The organism is Haloarcula limicola (assembly GCF_010119205.1).
GTDB lineage: Archaea > Halobacteriota > Halobacteria > Halobacteriales > Haloarculaceae > Haloarcula > Haloarcula limicola.
Genome location: NZ_WRXM01000003.1, coordinates 169,093 through 185,199, shown reverse-complemented (window position 1 = coordinate 185,199; position 16,107 = coordinate 169,093). Strand labels below are relative to the sequence as shown.

Sequence of the window (16,107 nt, the reverse complement as noted above, 5' to 3'; positions counted from 1 at the left end):
CAGTATGCGTTCGACACAGTATGCCATCGGAGAGCATGCCTCATGAGACGCGTAGCGAGGGGTACAGTCGTCGCAAATTTCTCACCGGAACCGGCGCTCTCGCGGGCGCATCGGTAGCCGGTTGTATGGGGGGCGGCGGGGGTGGTTCGGACTCGGTCAAGCTCGGATTCGTCCTCCCGTTCTCCGGGACGTACTCGTTCCTCGGAGAGAGTATCGTCAACGGCGTGAAGCTCCGCCTCGACCAGCAGTTGGACGGCGAGATCGACGGGCGGACCGTCGAATACGTCCGACAGGACACCGGCGCGGACCCGTCGACGGGCGCGTCCATCACACAGGAGTTCCTCCAGTCCGAGAACGTCGACTTCATCGTCGGTCCGGTCTCGAGCGCCGTCGCCGGAGCGATGAAACCCGAGATAGCCGGCACCGGGAGCGCCATCTGGCTGAACGCCAACGCGGGCAACTACAAACTCGTACAGGACAACTGCACGAAGTATCACTTCCGCACCTCGTTCAACACGTGGCAGACGAGCGCGCCGCTGGCTTCCTTCGTCAAGAACAACGTCTCGGACAACGTCGTCCTCTCGTACGCGAACTACACCTTCGGACAGCAGTCGAAGAACCTCTTCCGGGAGGAATTCGAAAGCATCGGCGGGACCGTGGTCAGCGAGATCGGCGCTCCGCTCGGAACGTCCGATTACTCGTCGTTCCTCCAGGAGATAGAGAACAGCGGCGCGGACGCCGTGTTCTCCTTTTTCGCCGGAAGCGACGCCGTGAACTACATCAAGCAGTTCAGTTCCTTCGGCCTCAACGAGACGATGACACAGACCGGGAGCGGGTTCCTCCTCTCGGCCGACACGCTACAGGCACAGGGGAAGGCGGCGCTCGGCATGTATTCGCTGCTCCACTACACCCCGACGAAGCAGTCCGACCGGAACCAGGAGTTCGTCGACGCGTACTCGGGACAGTTCGACGCGACGCCGAACGTGTACGCCTGTCAGGGGTACGACTCGGGGCTCGCGGCCGAGATGGCGGTCAAGGAGGCCGGCGGTACCGACGCCGACACCATGGTCGATAGCCTCTCCGGGAAGGAACTGGACAGCCCGCGCGGCTACTTCAAGTTCAGGTCCTCGACGCACGACCCGATCATGGATATGGATATCCGTCAGGTCGTCGAAGCGAACGAGGGCGTCCGGAACGAAGTGGTCGAGACGCTGTCGAAGGTCGAAGGGCCGACTTGGGGGTGCAGTCTGTAAGATGGTGTTCGAGGGAATCGCGAAGACCGCGCTGCTCGGATTCGAGATGGGGATGACCCTCGTGCTCGTCACCGTGGGCCTGACGCTGATATTCGGCATGATGGACGTCATCAACTTCGCTCACGGGTCGCTGTACATGCTCGGCGCGTACTTCGGTCTCGCAGTCGTCGGGGTGACCGGAAACTGGTGGGCCGCGCTCCTGGTCGCGCCGCTACTGGTCGGTCTCCTCGGCGGCCTCATCGAGTACTTCTCGATACGGCCGCTGTACGGCAGGAATCCGCTCTATCACATCCTCTTGACGTTCGGGTTCGCCATCATGCTCCACGGACTAGTCACGGAGATATGGGGCGGGCAGGTACAGAACATCTCGACGCCGGCGGTCCTCGACGGGTCCGTCGACCTGGTGCTGTTCTCGTATCCCCTGTTCCGCCTGTTCGTGCTCGGCGTGAGTATCGCGGTCACGGCGGCGCTGTGGCTGGCGATTCGCCAGAGCGACTTCGGCATCGTCATGCGGGCGAGCGCGCACGACTCGGAGATGGTGGACGCGCTCGGGACGGACGTCAATCGCGTCTTCACCGCCGTCTTCGTCCTCGGCGCGGTGCTCGCCGGACTGGCCGGCGTCCTCCTGGGGACGGCGAGAGCGGTCGACCCGGGGATGGCCGCGAGCGTCATCATCCAGGCGTTCGCCATCGTCGTCATCGGTGGGCTCGGGAGCTATCGCGGTGCCGTCGTGGGCGCGTTCATCGTCGGAATGCTCAACGCGTTCGGACCGATGTTCGCGCCGCAGTTCACCGACGCGCTCCTGTATCTGCTGATGGCGGCCGTCCTGCTCGTGAAACCGGCCGGACTGTTCGGCAACCCGGAGGCGACGTGAGATGGGCGTGAGAGACCTCGTCGGCCGTCGCTTCTCCGCGCACGCGCAGACGGACGTCCTCAGCGGCCGAGTTCGCCTCGGTCTGTTCGGTGCCGGCGTCGTCGCGGTGCTGTTCGCACCGGTCGCACAGGTGGTCCATCCGTTCTGGATGGACCTCGTGACCCACATGTTCATCTTCGCGCTGTTCGCGCTCAGCCTGGACTTCGTCTTCGGCTACGCCGGCCTACTCTCCTTCGGCCACGCCGCCATGTTCGGCGCCGGCGGCTACGCGGCCGCGTTACTGATACAGAACGTGACGGCCAGCGCGTTGCTCGTCCTGCCGGCGGCCATCGTCGTCGGCGCCGTCGTCGCGGCGATCATCGGCTGGTTGAGCGTCTCCGCGCGCGGTATCTACTTCGCCATGCTCACGCTGGCGTTCGCCCAACTGTTCTACACGATCGCGTTCAACGACATCCCCGCGATGCTGCTCGGCGTCGAGGCGGTGACGAACGGCGACAACGGGCTGGTCGGCATCACGTCGCTCACGCTGTTCGGGATGGACACCGGTTCCCTGATGTCGTACTACTACCTCTCGCTCGCCATACTCGCGGGGATGCTGGCAGTCGTGACCCGGCTCGCGAACTCGCCGTTCGGTCGGGTGCTGCAGGCCATCCGCGAGAACGAGGACCGCGTCGCGTTCATCGGCTACAACGTCGACCGGTACAAGATCGTCGCGTTCACTATCAGCGGCGCGATGGCCGGACTGGCGGGCGGGCTCTGGGTGCCGTTCAACAGCACCGCCACCACGTCGATGCTCCACTGGACGACCAGTGGGGAACTGATAGTGATGACGCTGCTGGGCGGCATGGGCACGCTCTGGGGTCCGATAGCCGGCGCGTTCCTCGTCGTGTTCCTCGAGGACTCGCTCTCGGCCATCGGGAACTGGGAGATCTACCTCGGGATCGTCTACATCGTCATCGTCATCTTCGCCCCCCGCGGGCTGGCCGGAATCTTCCAGACGGTTCGAAAGAACCCGCACCCGAAAGTCCTGCTGCGCAGAGCGGGCGACGCGCTGACGACCTATCGGGAGAAGGTCTTCCAGTAGCCCGCCCCCGCATTTTATATGCGACTGCGGAGTTCGGTCGTATATGCCACAGTCGAAGGTGAGAGATCTCTCAGCGGCGGTCGACCTCATCGACTCGGGGAGCTCCGTCGCGTTGGGGCTCGCGCTCGAACACGCGATTCCGTTCGCCGCCGGCCACGAACTCATCCGGCAGGGAACCGACGATCTGACGCTCGTCGGGCCGATCAGCGACCTCCTGTTCGACCAGCTGATCGGCGCCGAGCTGGTCGAGACGGTCCGGGCCGCGTGGGTCGGGAACGTGAGCACCGGCACCGGCTACAACTTCAGACGGGCCGTCGAGGAGGGGAATCTGGACGTGGAGAACCACTCGAACTTCAGCGTCGCGCTATCGCTGAAAGCCGGCGCGATGGGCGTGCCGTACCTCCCGACCCGGTCGCTGCTCGGAAGTGACGTCTTCGCGGAGAGCGAGCGGTTCCGCGAGGCGGAAGACCCCTACTCCGGCGACCGGCTGGCTCTGGTCCCCGCGATCCGACCGGACTGGAGTATCGTCCACGTTCAGCGGGCCTCGCCGTACGGCGACGCGCACTTCTGGGGGAACTCCGGCGTGACGTTCGAGGGCGTCGACGCCGCGACGGAGACGCTCGTCGTCGCCGAGGAGATCGTCGATCCGGCGGTCATCAAGAGCGACCCGAGCCGCACGACGATCACGGGCGATTCGGTGACTGCAGTCGCTGAGGTACCCTACGGTTGTCATCCGTCCCCACTCGCGGGCCGGTACAACCGGGACAACGAACACTACGTCGACTACGCCGAGCGAACGACCGACCGAGCGGGAACCGCCGAGTGGCTGGACGAGTGGGTCCATTCGGTTCCGAACCGGGAAGCGTACATGGAGAGGGTCGAGAAGGACCTGCGACCCACCGAGCGAACCGTCGCCGCGGAGGTGGAGTATGGACGGTGACGCGTACACGGATCGGGAGCTGATGGTCGCCGCCGCGGCGCGCGAGATAGACGACGGCGACGTCGCGTTCGTTGGGATGCGCCTGCCGCTCATCGCGTTTCAGGTCGCGGTGAGCACGCACGCCTCGAACGCGCGCTCGGTCTTCGAGAGCGGCGTCGTGCGCGACACCCCGGCAGACGGCTTCCTGCATACGATGTGCGATCTCCCCAATCTCGATCGGGCCGTCTCGACGACGAGCATGATCGACATCATGTCGCGGCTGCAGCGAGGCGATATCGACGTCGGCTTCCTCGGCGGCGCGGAGATCGACCGCTACGGGAACCTGAACACGACTCGCGTCGCGTCCGATTCCGGGTCGGTCCGCCTGCCCGGGAGCGGTGGGGCCTGCGACATTGCCTGTCTGTCTCAGCGGACGGTCGTGCTGATGGCCCACGAACCGCGTCGGTTCGTCCGAGACGTGACGTACAACACGAGTCCCGGCCACGGCGACGGCGGCGACTGGCGCGAACGCGAGTCGGTGGCGGGCGGTGGACCGGACGCGCTCGTCACGACGAAGGCCACGTTCGGGTTCGACGACGGGGGCGAACTGTACCTCGAATCGCTCCATCCTGGCGTCGACTTCGACGACGTCGTCGCTGACTTTCCCTGGGACCTCCGGACCGCCGCCGACGTCACCGGCGAGAGCGTAGACCGAACCGACCCGCCGTCGCGGCCCGTCCTGGACCTGATACGCGAGTTCGACCCCGACGGCTTCTGGACGCGCTGAGTCGGCCGTCGAATAATGTCTCTGATAAATAGTGCGGATTACCGAAACAAACAAATACGAGGTTACTGTTTATCAGAACGAGCGATGCAGCAAAACGTACCCGAGTCATATCTGCCCGATGCAGCGTACGGCCCGGAACCAGTCAACGCACTGCCCGAAACGGACTATCCGTCCCACATCAACGTAGCGGAGGAGTTGGTCGACAGACACGTCGAGGAGGGACGCGGTGACAACGCGGCCATTCGGTTCCGCGACCGAGAGACGACGTACAGCGAGTTACAGGAGAAGGTCGACAGGTTCGGTAACGCGTTGCGCGACCTCGGCGTCGAACCCGGCGATAGGGTGTTGGTCCGATTCCCGAACCGGCCGGAGGCCGTCGTCTCGTGTCTGGCCGTCCAGAAGATCGGGGCGATCCCACAGCCCTCGATGAAACTTCTCCGGGCCAAGGAACTCACACACATCCTCGACGACGCCAAGATCAAGGTCGCGATCGTCTACGACGACCTGCTGGACGAACTGGAAGACGCGGTGGACGCCGTCGACTGCGTCGAGGAGATCGTCGTCGCCGACGACGTCGGCGTCGAACACGACCATCCGAGCTACGAGTCGCTCATCGACGACGCGAGCGACGACTTGGAGGCCCACGACACGGAAGCGACGGATCTCGGGCTGATGCTGTACACCAGCGGGACGACCGGTCGCCCGAAGGGAGCCGTCCACTCTCACTCGGACATCCTCGCGACGGCCGACGGCTACGCGCGGTACTGTCTCGAACCGACGGCGGACGACGTGTTCGGAGGGAACCCGCCGCTCCCGTTCGCGTACGGGTACGGCGACCTCGTCACGTTCCCGCTCCGATTCGGTGCCACGATCAGCCTCGTCCAGGACGCGTCCCCGGAGACGCTTCTCGAAGCCGTCGAGGACCACGGTATCACCGTGTTCTGCTCCGTTCCCACCGCGTACAATCAGATCCTCTCGAAGTTCCCGGAGGGACACGAGGAGTACGACGTGAGTTCTCTCCGAGTCGGGCTGAGCGCCGGCGAACCGCTGGCACCGCACACGTTCGACGAGATCAACGAGAAGTACGGCATCGACATCCTCGACGGCATCGGCACGACGGAGATGCTCCACATCTTCATCTCCCACCGTCACACCGACGACATCGACGCCAGCGCGACGGGGTTCGCCGTTCCGGGCTACGAGGCCAAGATCGTCGACCCGGAGACGGGTGACGAACTGGAACGCGGTCGGTCCGGCCAGCTCGCGGTCCGCGGTCCGACGGGTATCACGTACTGGAATCGCCCCGAAAAGCAGAGCGAAGCCGTCGAAAACGGATGGAGTTTCCCCGGCGACATCTTTGTCCAGCGAGAGGACGGTCGGTTCGAGTACCAATCCCGAGAGGACGACCTCATCATCTCCAGCGGATACAACATCCCCGGCCCCGAGGTCGAGATGGTGCTAGAGGAGCGAGAGGAGGTACAGGAGGTCGCCGTCATCGGTGCCCCTAACGAGGAACGCGGCGAGATCGTGAAAGCGTACATCGTGGTCGAGGAGGGGCACGAGGCGAACGAAGAACTCGTCACGGAACTCCAGAACCACGTCAAGAACACGCTCGCGCCGTACAAATACCCCCGCGAGATCCAGTTTATCGATGAGCTTCCCCGAACGGAGACGGGAAAGATCCAGCGGACGAAGCTCCGAGACCGGGAACAGGTCGCGTGAGACAGTCGTAGACTTCGCCACCGGCTGCAGTCGCTCTCGAACGAACGCTGCCGACGAACTAAAACCGGTCCCTCTCCCGAGCGTCGTTCCCTTGCTGTCGTAGTTGCGCCACCAGATAGCGTCCATAACCTCGATTTCTCTCGAAATTTCCAGCGGACTTGGGACTCTGGGTTGACATTTACGGGGAGCGAAAACAGTATTGTATACAACTAATAATCGTCAACATCATTCGAGCGTACATAACATATGTACGGATGATATTTACTGAGCGCTACTGAGCGCAAATCGAGTGTTGGACTCCAGCCGCGATCGAGAGAACAGCGGTAGTTCCCGAAGATGAAATAACTAGCGTACTTGTGTTATTAGAAGGCGAGCGACGAAAGAGGGCGAGAATATAAGGAAATATATAAAATAATATTCATACATATTCGAGGCTCACGGGCAGAACTGTAGTCTCTATGTTACGTTCACCGACTCCGCGTTCGCTTCGTGGGGCCATGTATCGAATGCTGTTTACGATATTTGTATACGCCGGATCGGACGACGACCGTCTCGTGGACTTCCATCGAGAAACGAGGCGGAGAGCGGCGCTTAAGGCCCCTCGTTGGACCGTAGCTTGAGATCCGATCGAGGTTTGGCGACGCACGTGAGGACGTATCCCTCCTCTTTCTCGGCCGGCGAGAGGAACATCGCCTCCGTTTGCTGAACCTCGCCCTCCTCTACTAAGAGCGCGCTGCAGACCCCGCAGACGCCCATCCGACACTGGTACGGGAGATCGAGCCCGGCTTCGTCGGCCGCTTCGAGGATGGTCTGCGTTTCGGGCACCTCTATCGAGCGGTCCATATCGACGAATTCGACGGTGTGCGTCGTAACCATCGTTATAGCTCGTATTCGTAGACGTGTTCGATCGGTTCGAAGTCGAGGTCTTCGTAGACCGACATCCCGTCCTCGTCGCCCTCGATCACGTCCACGCGGCAGAACTCTATCCCTCGCGGATGGTCCCGGAGCCAGTCGGCCGCGGCCTCGAGTAACTGCTGTCCGAGCCCCGACTGGCGATACTCGTCTTTCACGAAGTGGCCGTTGATGTATCCGTGGTCCTTCAGGCGGAATATCGGATGGTCACCGACGACCCGCACCTCGAGGACGCCCACGAGCTGCTCGTCCGCTTCGGCGACGAAGACGGTCCCGTACTTCGAATCGAGGAGCTGGTTCTCGAAGTACTGCAGCCAGCGGTCGCCGGCCTCGTCCTTGTGTTTGTACCGGTCGTCGTACTTCGAGAGGTGTTCGGTGAAACCGTGCCAGAGTTCGATGAGTTCGTCGCCGTCTTCTCTCTCGGCTTGCCGTATCTCGGCTTCCATGGAACTCCATAGAGGGGCCTGTGATAAAAAATTCCCTGCTCGGTACGGACGGCTCATCCCGACCTGGGAAAGACTTATTTATGTAGACTCGAACATCAGGATGTAAGCAAATGTCCGTAGACCCAGCTACCCTCTCCGAAGAGGAGTTCAAAGAGCAGCTACAGAACGGGAAGATGGTCGAGTCCGAGGAGGACATGACCGAGGGATACAAGAAAGCGCTAAAACAGATCCTGTTGGTTTCGGCCGACACCGAACTGATGAGCGCGCCGGCGTACTACGAGCAGTCGCTCAACGCGCCGAGTCTCGACGCCCGGGCCTCCTGTGTGAGCGTCATCCAGGACGAACTCGGTCACGGCCACATCGCGTACCGCCTGCTGGAGGACATCGGCGAGGACCGAGAGGAGCTGATCTTCGAGCGCGAACCCCACGAGTTCCGCAACACCTACGGGTTCGACCAGCACATCGACAACTTCGCCGAGCTCGTCTGTGCACACGGCCTGTTCGACCGCGCGGGGATCACCCTCCTCGGTGACATCCACGAGAACACGTCCTACGCCCCGTGGAAACGCGCGCTGACGAAGGTCTCCAAGGAGGAGCAGTTCCACCTCCGCCACGGCGAGACGTGGATGCGCCGCCTCGCCAACAAGAACGAATCGACCAGAGAGAAGGTCCAGGAGGCAGTCGACTGGATGTTCCCCATCGCGCTGGAGTGGTTCGGCCTCCCCGACGACAAGAAGCAGCACGACGACCAGCTCGAATACCGCATCAAGGGCCTGTCCAACGACGAGCTCCGACAGGACTGGATGGATCGGACGGTCCCGTTCCTCGACGAGATCGGCCTCGAATTCCCCGCCCACTACGACGAGGACGCCGACGAGTACGTCATCGACTACGAGTTCCCGGTCGCGTTCGACGAGGAGAACAAGGAGTGGCGCTTCGACGAACCGGTCTCGTGGGACGACGTCATCGACCGCTGGCGAGCCCGCGGCCCGGCCAACGAGAAGTACGTCAACCTGATCCAGTCCGGGAAAGTCGACGTGATGCCCTAACCTCCCACTATGAGCAAGACTTCCGAGACGCAGATCGACGAACTGGGATTCGGTCCGTTCGACATCGGCCCGGACGGCACCGAGACCGAACTGGAAGAGGCGGTCTGGATGAACCTCGACGAGATCCCCGACCCGCATCTCCCGCTGAGCCTGGTCGAGATGGCGATGATATACGACGTCAGCGTGGACAGAGACGGGGTCGCACGGGTCGACCTTTCGTTCCCGTGTATGGGCTGTCCCGCCTACGAGTTCATCCACGACGACATCCGGGGCTGCCTCCGGACGATGGACGGCGTAACCGACGTCGAGATCGACGTCGTCTGGGACCCGGTGTGGTCCAAGGACATGCTGGACGAGCACGCGCGAGAGGAACTCCGAGAATCCGGGATTGCACTATGAAGTACGAAGTATTCGCACGCATCAGAGCCGGCGACGAACTCATCCACGTCGGCAACGTGGACGCACCGGACGACAGACTAGTGAAGTCGTACGCGCGGACGACGTTCGACGAGGAGGACTGGGACCGGATGGTCGCGGTTCCCCGCGACGAACTCATCGAAGTGACCGGGAACCAGAAGGCGGAATCGCCGCCCAGGAGCACACAATGACTGAGAACTGGAGTGACGACGCGGTAGAGTACGTACAGGCGATCGCGGACACGAAGCTGATCCTCTCACACCGGTACACGGAGTGGATGCTCTCCGGGCCGGTCTTAGAGGACGACATCGCGGGCGCGAGTGCCGCCCAGGACGAGATCGGCCACGTCCGCCAGCTGTTCGAGAAACTCTCCAGCCACGGCCGCGCCCTCCCGTGGTTGCAGGGCGACCGGTCGCCCGAGGAGTTCGCCAACGCCGCCTGCCTCGACGAGGAGTTCGACTCGTGGGTCGAGTTCGTCACGGTCGCCGACCTGACCGAGCGCGCCGCCTGGTACCTCATCGACTCCATCGTCCACGAGGACTTCGACGGTCTCGGCGAGCGCATCGGCCAGGACGAGTACTTCCACTTAGAGCACTTGGACGGCAGTCTCGAACGTCACGCCGAAGAGAACGCCGAAGCGGTCGAAGCGGCGCTCGAGGCGGCGGTCCCGGGCGTGCTCGCGTTCATCGGGCCGGCAGCGCTCGACGCCGACTCGGACCCGCTCGTGCAGTCGGGCTTCACCGATCGGTCGGCCGCCGACGTCCGCGACGGGTTCAAAGCGCAGTACGACTCGATGTTCGAGGGGACCGACGTAGATATCTCGGTGGCCGACTGGGAGGCGCCCGACGCGGACGAGTGGGACAGCACGCGCCGCCGCGTCGGCGAGGGACACATCCGCTCTGAACTGATCGACGCGTTGACCGGCGTCAAGAACGCTGAGTTCGCACGGGCCTGACCGATGAGTGCATCCACGAACGACGACTCGGAGATACGGCCGGAGTGCCCGTTCTGCGGGTCCCGGGAGACGGAACGCGAGTCGAAGTTCGGCTCCGAGATCTCCAAGAGCCAGTACTACTGTCACGGCTGTAAGACGGTGTTCGAGCGGCTGAAGTACGACGGGAAGTCCCCCGACGACGGCCGCTGATCGTCGGGCGGCTTCGAGCCGTATCACGCTGAATCGACCCGGAATTTTCCCTCTGAGAGCCGGTGGTCACTCGAACTCACCCGCTTCACTTCCCAAAGGTTTTTTATACTATGCCCGAGTTGTTCTCACTGTACAATGGAGTCATTCGACCAGTTAGACCTGGAGTACTTCCAGACCGAAGTAGAGAACAACGTCGGTATCCTCCGCATCGACCGGCCGCCCGTGAACGCCCACAACATCGACGTCCTGCTCGAACTGCAGCGCGCCGTCGAGGGCGTTCGGTTCGACGACAACGTCCGCGTGTGCGTCTTCGGAAGCGCCAACGAGAGCATCTTCTCGACCGGCTTCGACATCAACGACCTCCAGACGGAGGAGGCCCACCAGATCGGCTACGCCAGCCAGACCTCGAAGGAGATCATCATGAAGATGCGGACGACGGACACCATCTTCATCGCCGCCGTCGACGGGCACTGCATGGGTGGTGGCCTCGAACTGGCGCTGGCCTGTGACTTCCGCTTCGTCGGCGACGACGACGACTACCGTGTCGGGATGCCGGAGGTCCACCTCGGTCTCATCGCCGGCGAGGCCGGGACCCAGCTCCTCCCCCGCTACATCGACCGCTCGGAAGCGCTCCGAATGATGATCACCGGCGAGGAGCTCACGCCGCAGGAGGCCCACGACAAGGACATCTTCGACGAGATCCACCCGCCGGAAGACCTCGAGGACGCCGTCTTCGAGTTCGCCGAGCAGATCGTCGAGAAGCCCGCCGGAGCCGTCGGTCACAACAAGCTGGCCGTCAACGAGGGCCTCGAGATGCCGCTCTGGGACGCGCTCTCTCACGAGCGCGAGCTCCAGAACGCGCTGCTCGGTTCGGAATCCGCGAAGGAGGGCGTCAACGCGTTCCTCGAGGACCGCGAGCCGGACTTCGTCGGCGTCGAAATCGGCGAGAAAGAAGCGCCCGAACCCCAGTCGGACGACTGACTACAGCGAGAGCGATTCGGTCGCGACGGTCGTCTGCTGAATCTCGGTGGTCCCACCGATCAAACTCAGTATTTTTGCGTCACGGAAGTACCGTTCGAGCGGGTAGTCCGTCCGGTACCCCTTGCCGCCGTAGATCTGCATCGCGTTGCGCGTGACGAACTCGGCGACGTCGCTCGCGTAGTACTTCGACTGGCTCGACTTCCGCGTGTTCCCGCCCTCGTCGGCGATCGTCGCCGCCGACTCGTAGACGAGGTGGCGGGCCGCGTCGAGTCGCGTGTCCATCTTGGCCACGAGGACCTGGACAGCCTGATACTCGCCGATGGCGTTGCCGCCCTGTCGACGCTCGCTGGCGTAGTCGACGGCGTCCTCGTACGCGGCCTGTGCGATGCCCGTCCCGATGGCCCCGAGGCCGGTCCTCGCCATGTCGATGGTCCCCATCGCGATGCGGAAGCCCTCCCCGACGCTGCCGAGGAGCGCGTCCGAGTCGACGTGAACGCCGTCGAGCGTCGAGTCGCCCGTGACGTGGCCGCGCATCCCCATGAACTCGGCGCGGTCGAACGAGAACCCGTCCGCCTCGTCGACTCCGGGAGCGAGGAAGACGCTGACGCCGTGGGAGTCCTCGGGCTGTGGCTGCTTCCGCGCGACGACGAGGTGGACGTCGGCGACGCCGGCGTTCGTCCCGAAGGACTTCTCGCCCGACAGGCGGTACCCGTCGTCGGCTTCCTCGGCGACCGTCTCGAGTTCCGTCGGCGAGCTCCCCGCGCCGGGTTCGGTGAGCAGCATCGCGCCGACGGCGTCGCCGGCCGCCATCTCGGGGAGCCACGCCTCCTTCTGCGACTCCGTGCCGTGCCGCGCGATCGGGAGGGCGGCGAAGGTGTGTCCCTGTATGGTCTCGGCGACCGCGCCGCTCGCGCGTGCGACCCGCTCGACCGCGAGCGCGTACGAGATGAAGTCGGAGTCCAGTCCGCCGTACTCCTCGGGGAGTAGAATGCCGAGGATGTCCATGTCACCGGCCGCCTCGATGACGTCTCGCGGGAACTCGTCGGCGGCCTCTATCTCCTCCGCTCGCGGTTCGACGACGTCTCGCGCGAACTCGTCGGCGCGGTCTCGTATCTCACGGTGCTCCTCGGACAGCGATCGTTCTAGAAGCTGCATACGTTGTCACCTCGCCCCGCCCTAATTAAGATTTCGCGCTCCGCTGCGGGACGTATCGCCGTCGAAAACGGAGAGAGCGGGGAGAGAAACGGAAGAGAGGAAGGGCGGGCGTCTACCGGTCGATGTTGACGTTGACGTTCTTCGCCTGCGTGTACTCCTTGATGGCCTCGGTCCCCTGTTCGCGACCGATGCCGCTCTCCTTGAACCCGCCGAACGGCGTCTGCGGGAACGTCTGGGGGTACTCGTTGATGCTGACCATCCCGTAGTCGAGTCGCGCCGCGGTGTCGTGGGCTCTGTGGATGTCGCTCGTCCAGATGCCGGCGCTCAGACCGAACGGCGAGTCGTTGGCGATGTCGATCGCCTCCTCGTCGTCGCCGAACTCGATGACCGAGAGGACCGGCCCGAAGATCTCCTCGCGCGCGATGGTCATGTCGTTCGTCACGTCGGTGAACACCGTCGGCTCGATGAAGTACCCCTGGTCCTTGTCCTCGGGGACGCCGCCGCCGGTCGCGACCGTCGCGCCCTCGTCGACGCCGGTCTCGATGTACTCGAGGACCTCCTCGCGGTGGCTCTCGCTGACCGCGGGACCCATCCGACCGTCGTCGTCGATACCGCTGCCGAGCGGCGTCGCCTCCGCGCGGTCCACGACCCGTTCGACGACCTCGTCGTGAACGTCCTCGTGAACGAGGAGCCGCGACCCCGCCCAGCACATCTGCCCGCAGTTCATGAAGATCCCGTAGTGGACGCCCTTCGACGCCGCTTCGAGGTCGGCGTCGGGGAAGACCATGTTCGGACCTTTCCCGCCCAGCTCCAGCGTGACGCCGGTCACGTTGTCGGCGGCCTCCGACATGATGTGCTTCCCGACGCCGGTACTCCCGGTGAAGGCGACGTGGTCGACCGCGGGATCGGAGACGAGCGCGCCCCCGGCCTCGGAGCCCGTGCCCGGGACGACGTTGAGGACGCCGTCGGGAAGGCCGGCCGCTTCGGCGGCCTTCGCGTAGTAGAGCGCGGACAGCGGCGTGGTGTTCGAGGGCTTGAGGACCGCGGTGTTCCCGCAGGCGAGCGCGGGGGCCAGACTGCGACCGGCCAGCTGGAAGGGGTAGTTCCACGGGGCGATGTGGCCGGTGACGCCGAGCGGCTCCTGCAGCGTGTAGTCGAGGCGGTTACCGGGAACCGGGACCGTCTCGCCCGTCAGCTTGTCCGCCCAGCCGGCGTAGTAGCGGAACGTGTCGACGACCATGTCGATGTCGAGGCTCGCCTCGAACGGCGTCTTGCCGTTGTCGTGGGACTCGACGAGGCCGATCTCGTCGGCCATCGACTCGATCTCGTCGGCCATCGCACGGAGGCGCTGGCCCCGGTCGCTCGGGCTCATCGTCCGCCACTCCGACCCGCGCTCGGCGGCCGCGTCCGCCGCGGCCACCGCGTGGCCGACGTCTTCGGCCGAGGCGCAGGCCACCGTCGCGTACGTCTCCTCGGTCGCCGGATCTACCGTCTCTATCGTGTCGCCGCTCTCGGCTGCCGTCCATTCGCCGTTGATATACAACTCTGTAGGACCGTCGTAGCTCATGCGTGGTCAACTACCATACACGCCCATATAAAAACTTGCCTCGAAGACGACTCACCGGAACTCCGGTCGCTCGTCCCGCAGGAACGCGTTCACCCCGACGTCATGCGCCTCGCTTCCGTACGCGAGCGTCTGTAGGTGCGCTTCACGCTCCAGGGCGTCGCGGAACGGGCGTCCGATGTTCTCGTGGATGCCGCGCTTCGTCAGCCCGAGCGTCTCGGTCGGTTTCCGATCGAGGGTGTCCAGCAGGTCGTCGACGGACTCGTCGAGTTCCTCGCCAGGGACCGCGCGGTTGACGAGCTCCATCTCCGCGGCCTCCTCCGCGTCGAAGAGCCGGCCGGTCATGGTGAGTTCCTTCGCCTTGCGGAGCCCCACGAGCGCCGGGAGCAGGAACGTCCCGCCCGAGTCGGGTATCAGTCCGACGTTGCCGAACACCTCGCCGAAGCGGGCCTCGCTGTCGGCGTGGGCGAAGTCACAGGCGGCGGCGATGTTCGTCCCAGCGCCGACGGCGTCGCCGTTGACCTTCGCGACGACCGGAAACGGAGCGGTCAGCAGCTGTTCGATAACGGCGTTGAGCGTCGACTGCACGCGTTCGAACGACTCGCCGGGCGTCTCATCGCGGTCGGCCATCGCTTGGATGTCGCCGCCGGCGCAGAACGCGTCGCCGTCGCCGGTGATCACCGCCGCTCGGGCGTCCTCGGATTCGGCCGTCTCCAGCGCCTCGACGAGTTGGGTCGCCGCGTCGGCCGTAAAGGAGTTCTTCGTCTCCGGGCGGTCGAACGAGATCGTGTGTACGCGGTCGGCTGTCTCGACTCGGACCATAGTCGACGTGGCCCTCGGAGCGATATAAAACCAGCCGGGTCGGGACGTTTAATAGCGCGTGCCCCGCACTCCGCGTACTGTGCGAACTATCGAGACACACGACGTTCGGTTCGGCGAGCTCGCCGGACAGCTCGTCCACGGGGCGCGGTTCTTCGACTGGGAACTCATCTCGACACAGGTCGTCACCGAGTCGTTCGGCCACGCCTTCGAGGACATCGTCGACGCCGACGGGATCCCCTACGCGCCCGTCGTCGCCGCGACGTCGGTCTATCGCTATCCGGGGTTTCGCGACACGGTGACCGTCGAGACGACGCCGATATCGGTCGGCGAGAGCAGCGTCGAACTGTGCTACGAGATGACCGACGACGCCGGCAACCGTCTCGCGACCGCGCGGATCACACACGTCACTATCGCGCCCGACGGGGGCGCGCAGTCGCTTCCGGCAGAGACGCGACGACAGTTCCGAGAGGCCCTCGAAGAGACGAGCCCCGAAGTCGGCCCCCGTGGAGCGGACGACGACCGGGAGTGGGAGTCCTTCTCGGCGTCGTTCGACGTCCGAAGCCCCCACGTTGAGGGGTCTTCGCTCGCGTACTTCGAGGAGTATCCGCGCTTCGCGGACGTGGCGCTCGAACGCTTCCTCGAATCGAGGGAGACGAGTCCCGAGGCGGCGGGCGGCGGCGACAATCCATTCCGACTGCGCGACTGGCGCTGGGAGTTCGTCTCCCCGGTCCAGTACGAGTCGACGCTCACCGTCGAGTCGGACGTTCGGTCCGTCACCGAAGACACGCTCCGAATCGGGCATCGATTCGAGAGCGACGACCGTGTGAGCATCGAAGGCATCACCGAATACGGCCGCTTCGACGACGCCGGGAACCCGGTTTCGTTCACTCCGCAAGTGCGAGCGCTATTCGCCGCGGAGTGAACTGCCCGATCAGCGCCCGCGCCGCCGAGCGAGCGATTCGCCCACCGAGCGCCATC

Annotated in this window: 18 protein-coding genes; 13 read left to right on the top strand and 5 right to left on the bottom strand. The window is 64.3% G+C overall.

Annotation, left to right across the window (positions count from 1 at the left end; genetic code table 11):
- The first annotated feature begins 125 nt into the window (after positions 1-125).
- From GO488_RS15915 to GO488_RS15890, 6 genes are all read left to right on the top strand, one after another.
- Complete coding sequence (locus GO488_RS15915) at positions 126-1,253, top strand: ABC transporter substrate-binding protein (protein WP_241692955.1); 1,128 nt, start codon at positions 126-128, stop codon at positions 1,251-1,253.
- Position 1,254: 1 nt separating this feature from the next.
- Positions 1,255-2,127, top strand: a complete 873-nt coding sequence (locus GO488_RS15910) for a branched-chain amino acid ABC transporter permease (protein WP_162318832.1) — start codon at positions 1,255-1,257, stop codon at positions 2,125-2,127.
- 1 nt (position 2,128) lies between these two features.
- Positions 2,129-3,211: a branched-chain amino acid ABC transporter permease gene (locus GO488_RS15905; protein WP_162318831.1), complete on the top strand. Its 1,083-nt coding sequence runs from the start codon at positions 2,129-2,131 to the stop codon at positions 3,209-3,211.
- Positions 3,212-3,254: 43 nt separating this feature from the next.
- On the top strand, positions 3,255-4,151 hold the full coding sequence (locus GO488_RS15900; RefSeq protein ID WP_162318830.1) for a CoA transferase subunit A: 897 nt from the start codon (positions 3,255-3,257) through the stop codon (positions 4,149-4,151).
- Positions 4,141-4,917, top strand: a complete 777-nt coding sequence (locus GO488_RS15895; protein WP_162318829.1) for a CoA-transferase subunit beta — start codon at positions 4,141-4,143, stop codon at positions 4,915-4,917. Before GO488_RS15900 ends, GO488_RS15895 begins: the two co-directional genes overlap by 11 nt.
- Positions 4,918-5,001: 84 nt before the next feature.
- The gene (locus GO488_RS15890; RefSeq protein ID WP_162318828.1) at positions 5,002-6,639 is read left to right on the top strand and encodes an acetate--CoA ligase; all 1,638 of its coding nucleotides are present in this window, start codon (positions 5,002-5,004) and stop codon (positions 6,637-6,639) included.
- Positions 6,640-7,230: 591 nt separating this feature from the next.
- Here the strand turns inward: GO488_RS15890 and GO488_RS15885 are convergent.
- Positions 7,231-7,515 carry a 2Fe-2S iron-sulfur cluster-binding protein gene (locus tag GO488_RS15885; protein WP_162318827.1) on the bottom strand — a complete coding sequence of 95 codons (285 nt, stop codon included), beginning with the start codon at positions 7,513-7,515 and terminating at the stop codon, positions 7,231-7,233.
- A 2-nt stretch (positions 7,516-7,517) separates the two neighbouring features.
- Positions 7,518-7,997 (bottom strand): GNAT family N-acetyltransferase, encoded by a 480-nt coding sequence (locus GO488_RS15880; protein WP_162318826.1) that lies wholly within the window; start codon positions 7,995-7,997, stop codon positions 7,518-7,520.
- Positions 7,998-8,170: 173 nt separating this feature from the next.
- Between GO488_RS15880 and GO488_RS15875 the strand changes: the two genes are divergently transcribed.
- The 6 genes from GO488_RS15875 to GO488_RS15850 all read left to right on the top strand — a co-directional run bounded on the left by GO488_RS15875 (position 8,171) and on the right by GO488_RS15850 (position 11,588).
- Positions 8,171-9,046 carry a Phenylacetic acid catabolic protein gene (locus tag GO488_RS15875; protein ID WP_162319011.1) on the top strand — a complete coding sequence of 292 codons (876 nt, stop codon included), beginning with the start codon at positions 8,171-8,173 and terminating at the stop codon, positions 9,044-9,046.
- A 9-nt stretch (positions 9,047-9,055) separates the two neighbouring features.
- On the top strand, positions 9,056-9,445 hold the full coding sequence (locus GO488_RS15870) for a metal-sulfur cluster assembly factor (RefSeq protein WP_162318825.1): 390 nt from the start codon (positions 9,056-9,058) through the stop codon (positions 9,443-9,445).
- Positions 9,442-9,654 (top strand): phenylacetic acid degradation PaaB family protein, encoded by a 213-nt coding sequence (locus GO488_RS15865; protein ID WP_162318824.1) that lies wholly within the window; start codon positions 9,442-9,444, stop codon positions 9,652-9,654. The genes GO488_RS15870 and GO488_RS15865 overlap by 4 nt, the downstream gene beginning before the upstream one ends.
- Complete coding sequence (locus GO488_RS15860; protein WP_162318823.1) at positions 9,651-10,418, top strand: Phenylacetic acid catabolic protein; 768 nt, start codon at positions 9,651-9,653, stop codon at positions 10,416-10,418. Before GO488_RS15865 ends, GO488_RS15860 begins: the two co-directional genes overlap by 4 nt.
- A gap of 3 nt (positions 10,419-10,421) precedes the next feature.
- Complete coding sequence (locus tag GO488_RS15855; protein ID WP_162318822.1) at positions 10,422-10,607, top strand: PaaD-like zinc ribbon domain-containing protein; 186 nt, start codon at positions 10,422-10,424, stop codon at positions 10,605-10,607.
- A gap of 135 nt (positions 10,608-10,742) precedes the next feature.
- Complete coding sequence (locus GO488_RS15850; RefSeq protein ID WP_162318821.1) at positions 10,743-11,588, top strand: enoyl-CoA hydratase/isomerase family protein; 846 nt, start codon at positions 10,743-10,745, stop codon at positions 11,586-11,588.
- Here the strand turns inward: GO488_RS15850 and GO488_RS15845 are convergent, their stop codons facing one another.
- The 3 genes from GO488_RS15845 to GO488_RS15835 form a co-directional block, all read right to left on the bottom strand.
- On the bottom strand, positions 11,589-12,743 hold the full coding sequence (locus tag GO488_RS15845) for an acyl-CoA dehydrogenase family protein (RefSeq protein ID WP_162318820.1): 1,155 nt from the start codon (positions 12,741-12,743) through the stop codon (positions 11,589-11,591). It lies immediately after the preceding gene.
- Between the two features lie 112 nt (positions 12,744-12,855).
- Entirely contained in the window at positions 12,856-14,310 is a 1,455-nt protein-coding gene (locus GO488_RS15840; protein WP_162318819.1) for an aldehyde dehydrogenase family protein, read from the bottom strand.
- 51 nt (positions 14,311-14,361) lie between these two features.
- Positions 14,362-15,129: an enoyl-CoA hydratase/isomerase family protein gene (locus GO488_RS15835; protein WP_162318818.1), complete on the bottom strand. Its 768-nt coding sequence runs from the start codon at positions 15,127-15,129 to the stop codon at positions 14,362-14,364.
- Positions 15,130-15,208: 79 nt separating this feature from the next.
- Between GO488_RS15835 and GO488_RS15830 the strand changes: the two genes are divergently transcribed.
- Complete coding sequence (locus GO488_RS15830; protein WP_162318817.1) at positions 15,209-16,051, top strand: acyl-CoA thioesterase; 843 nt, start codon at positions 15,209-15,211, stop codon at positions 16,049-16,051.
- The last annotated feature ends 56 nt before the right edge of the window (positions 16,052-16,107 follow it).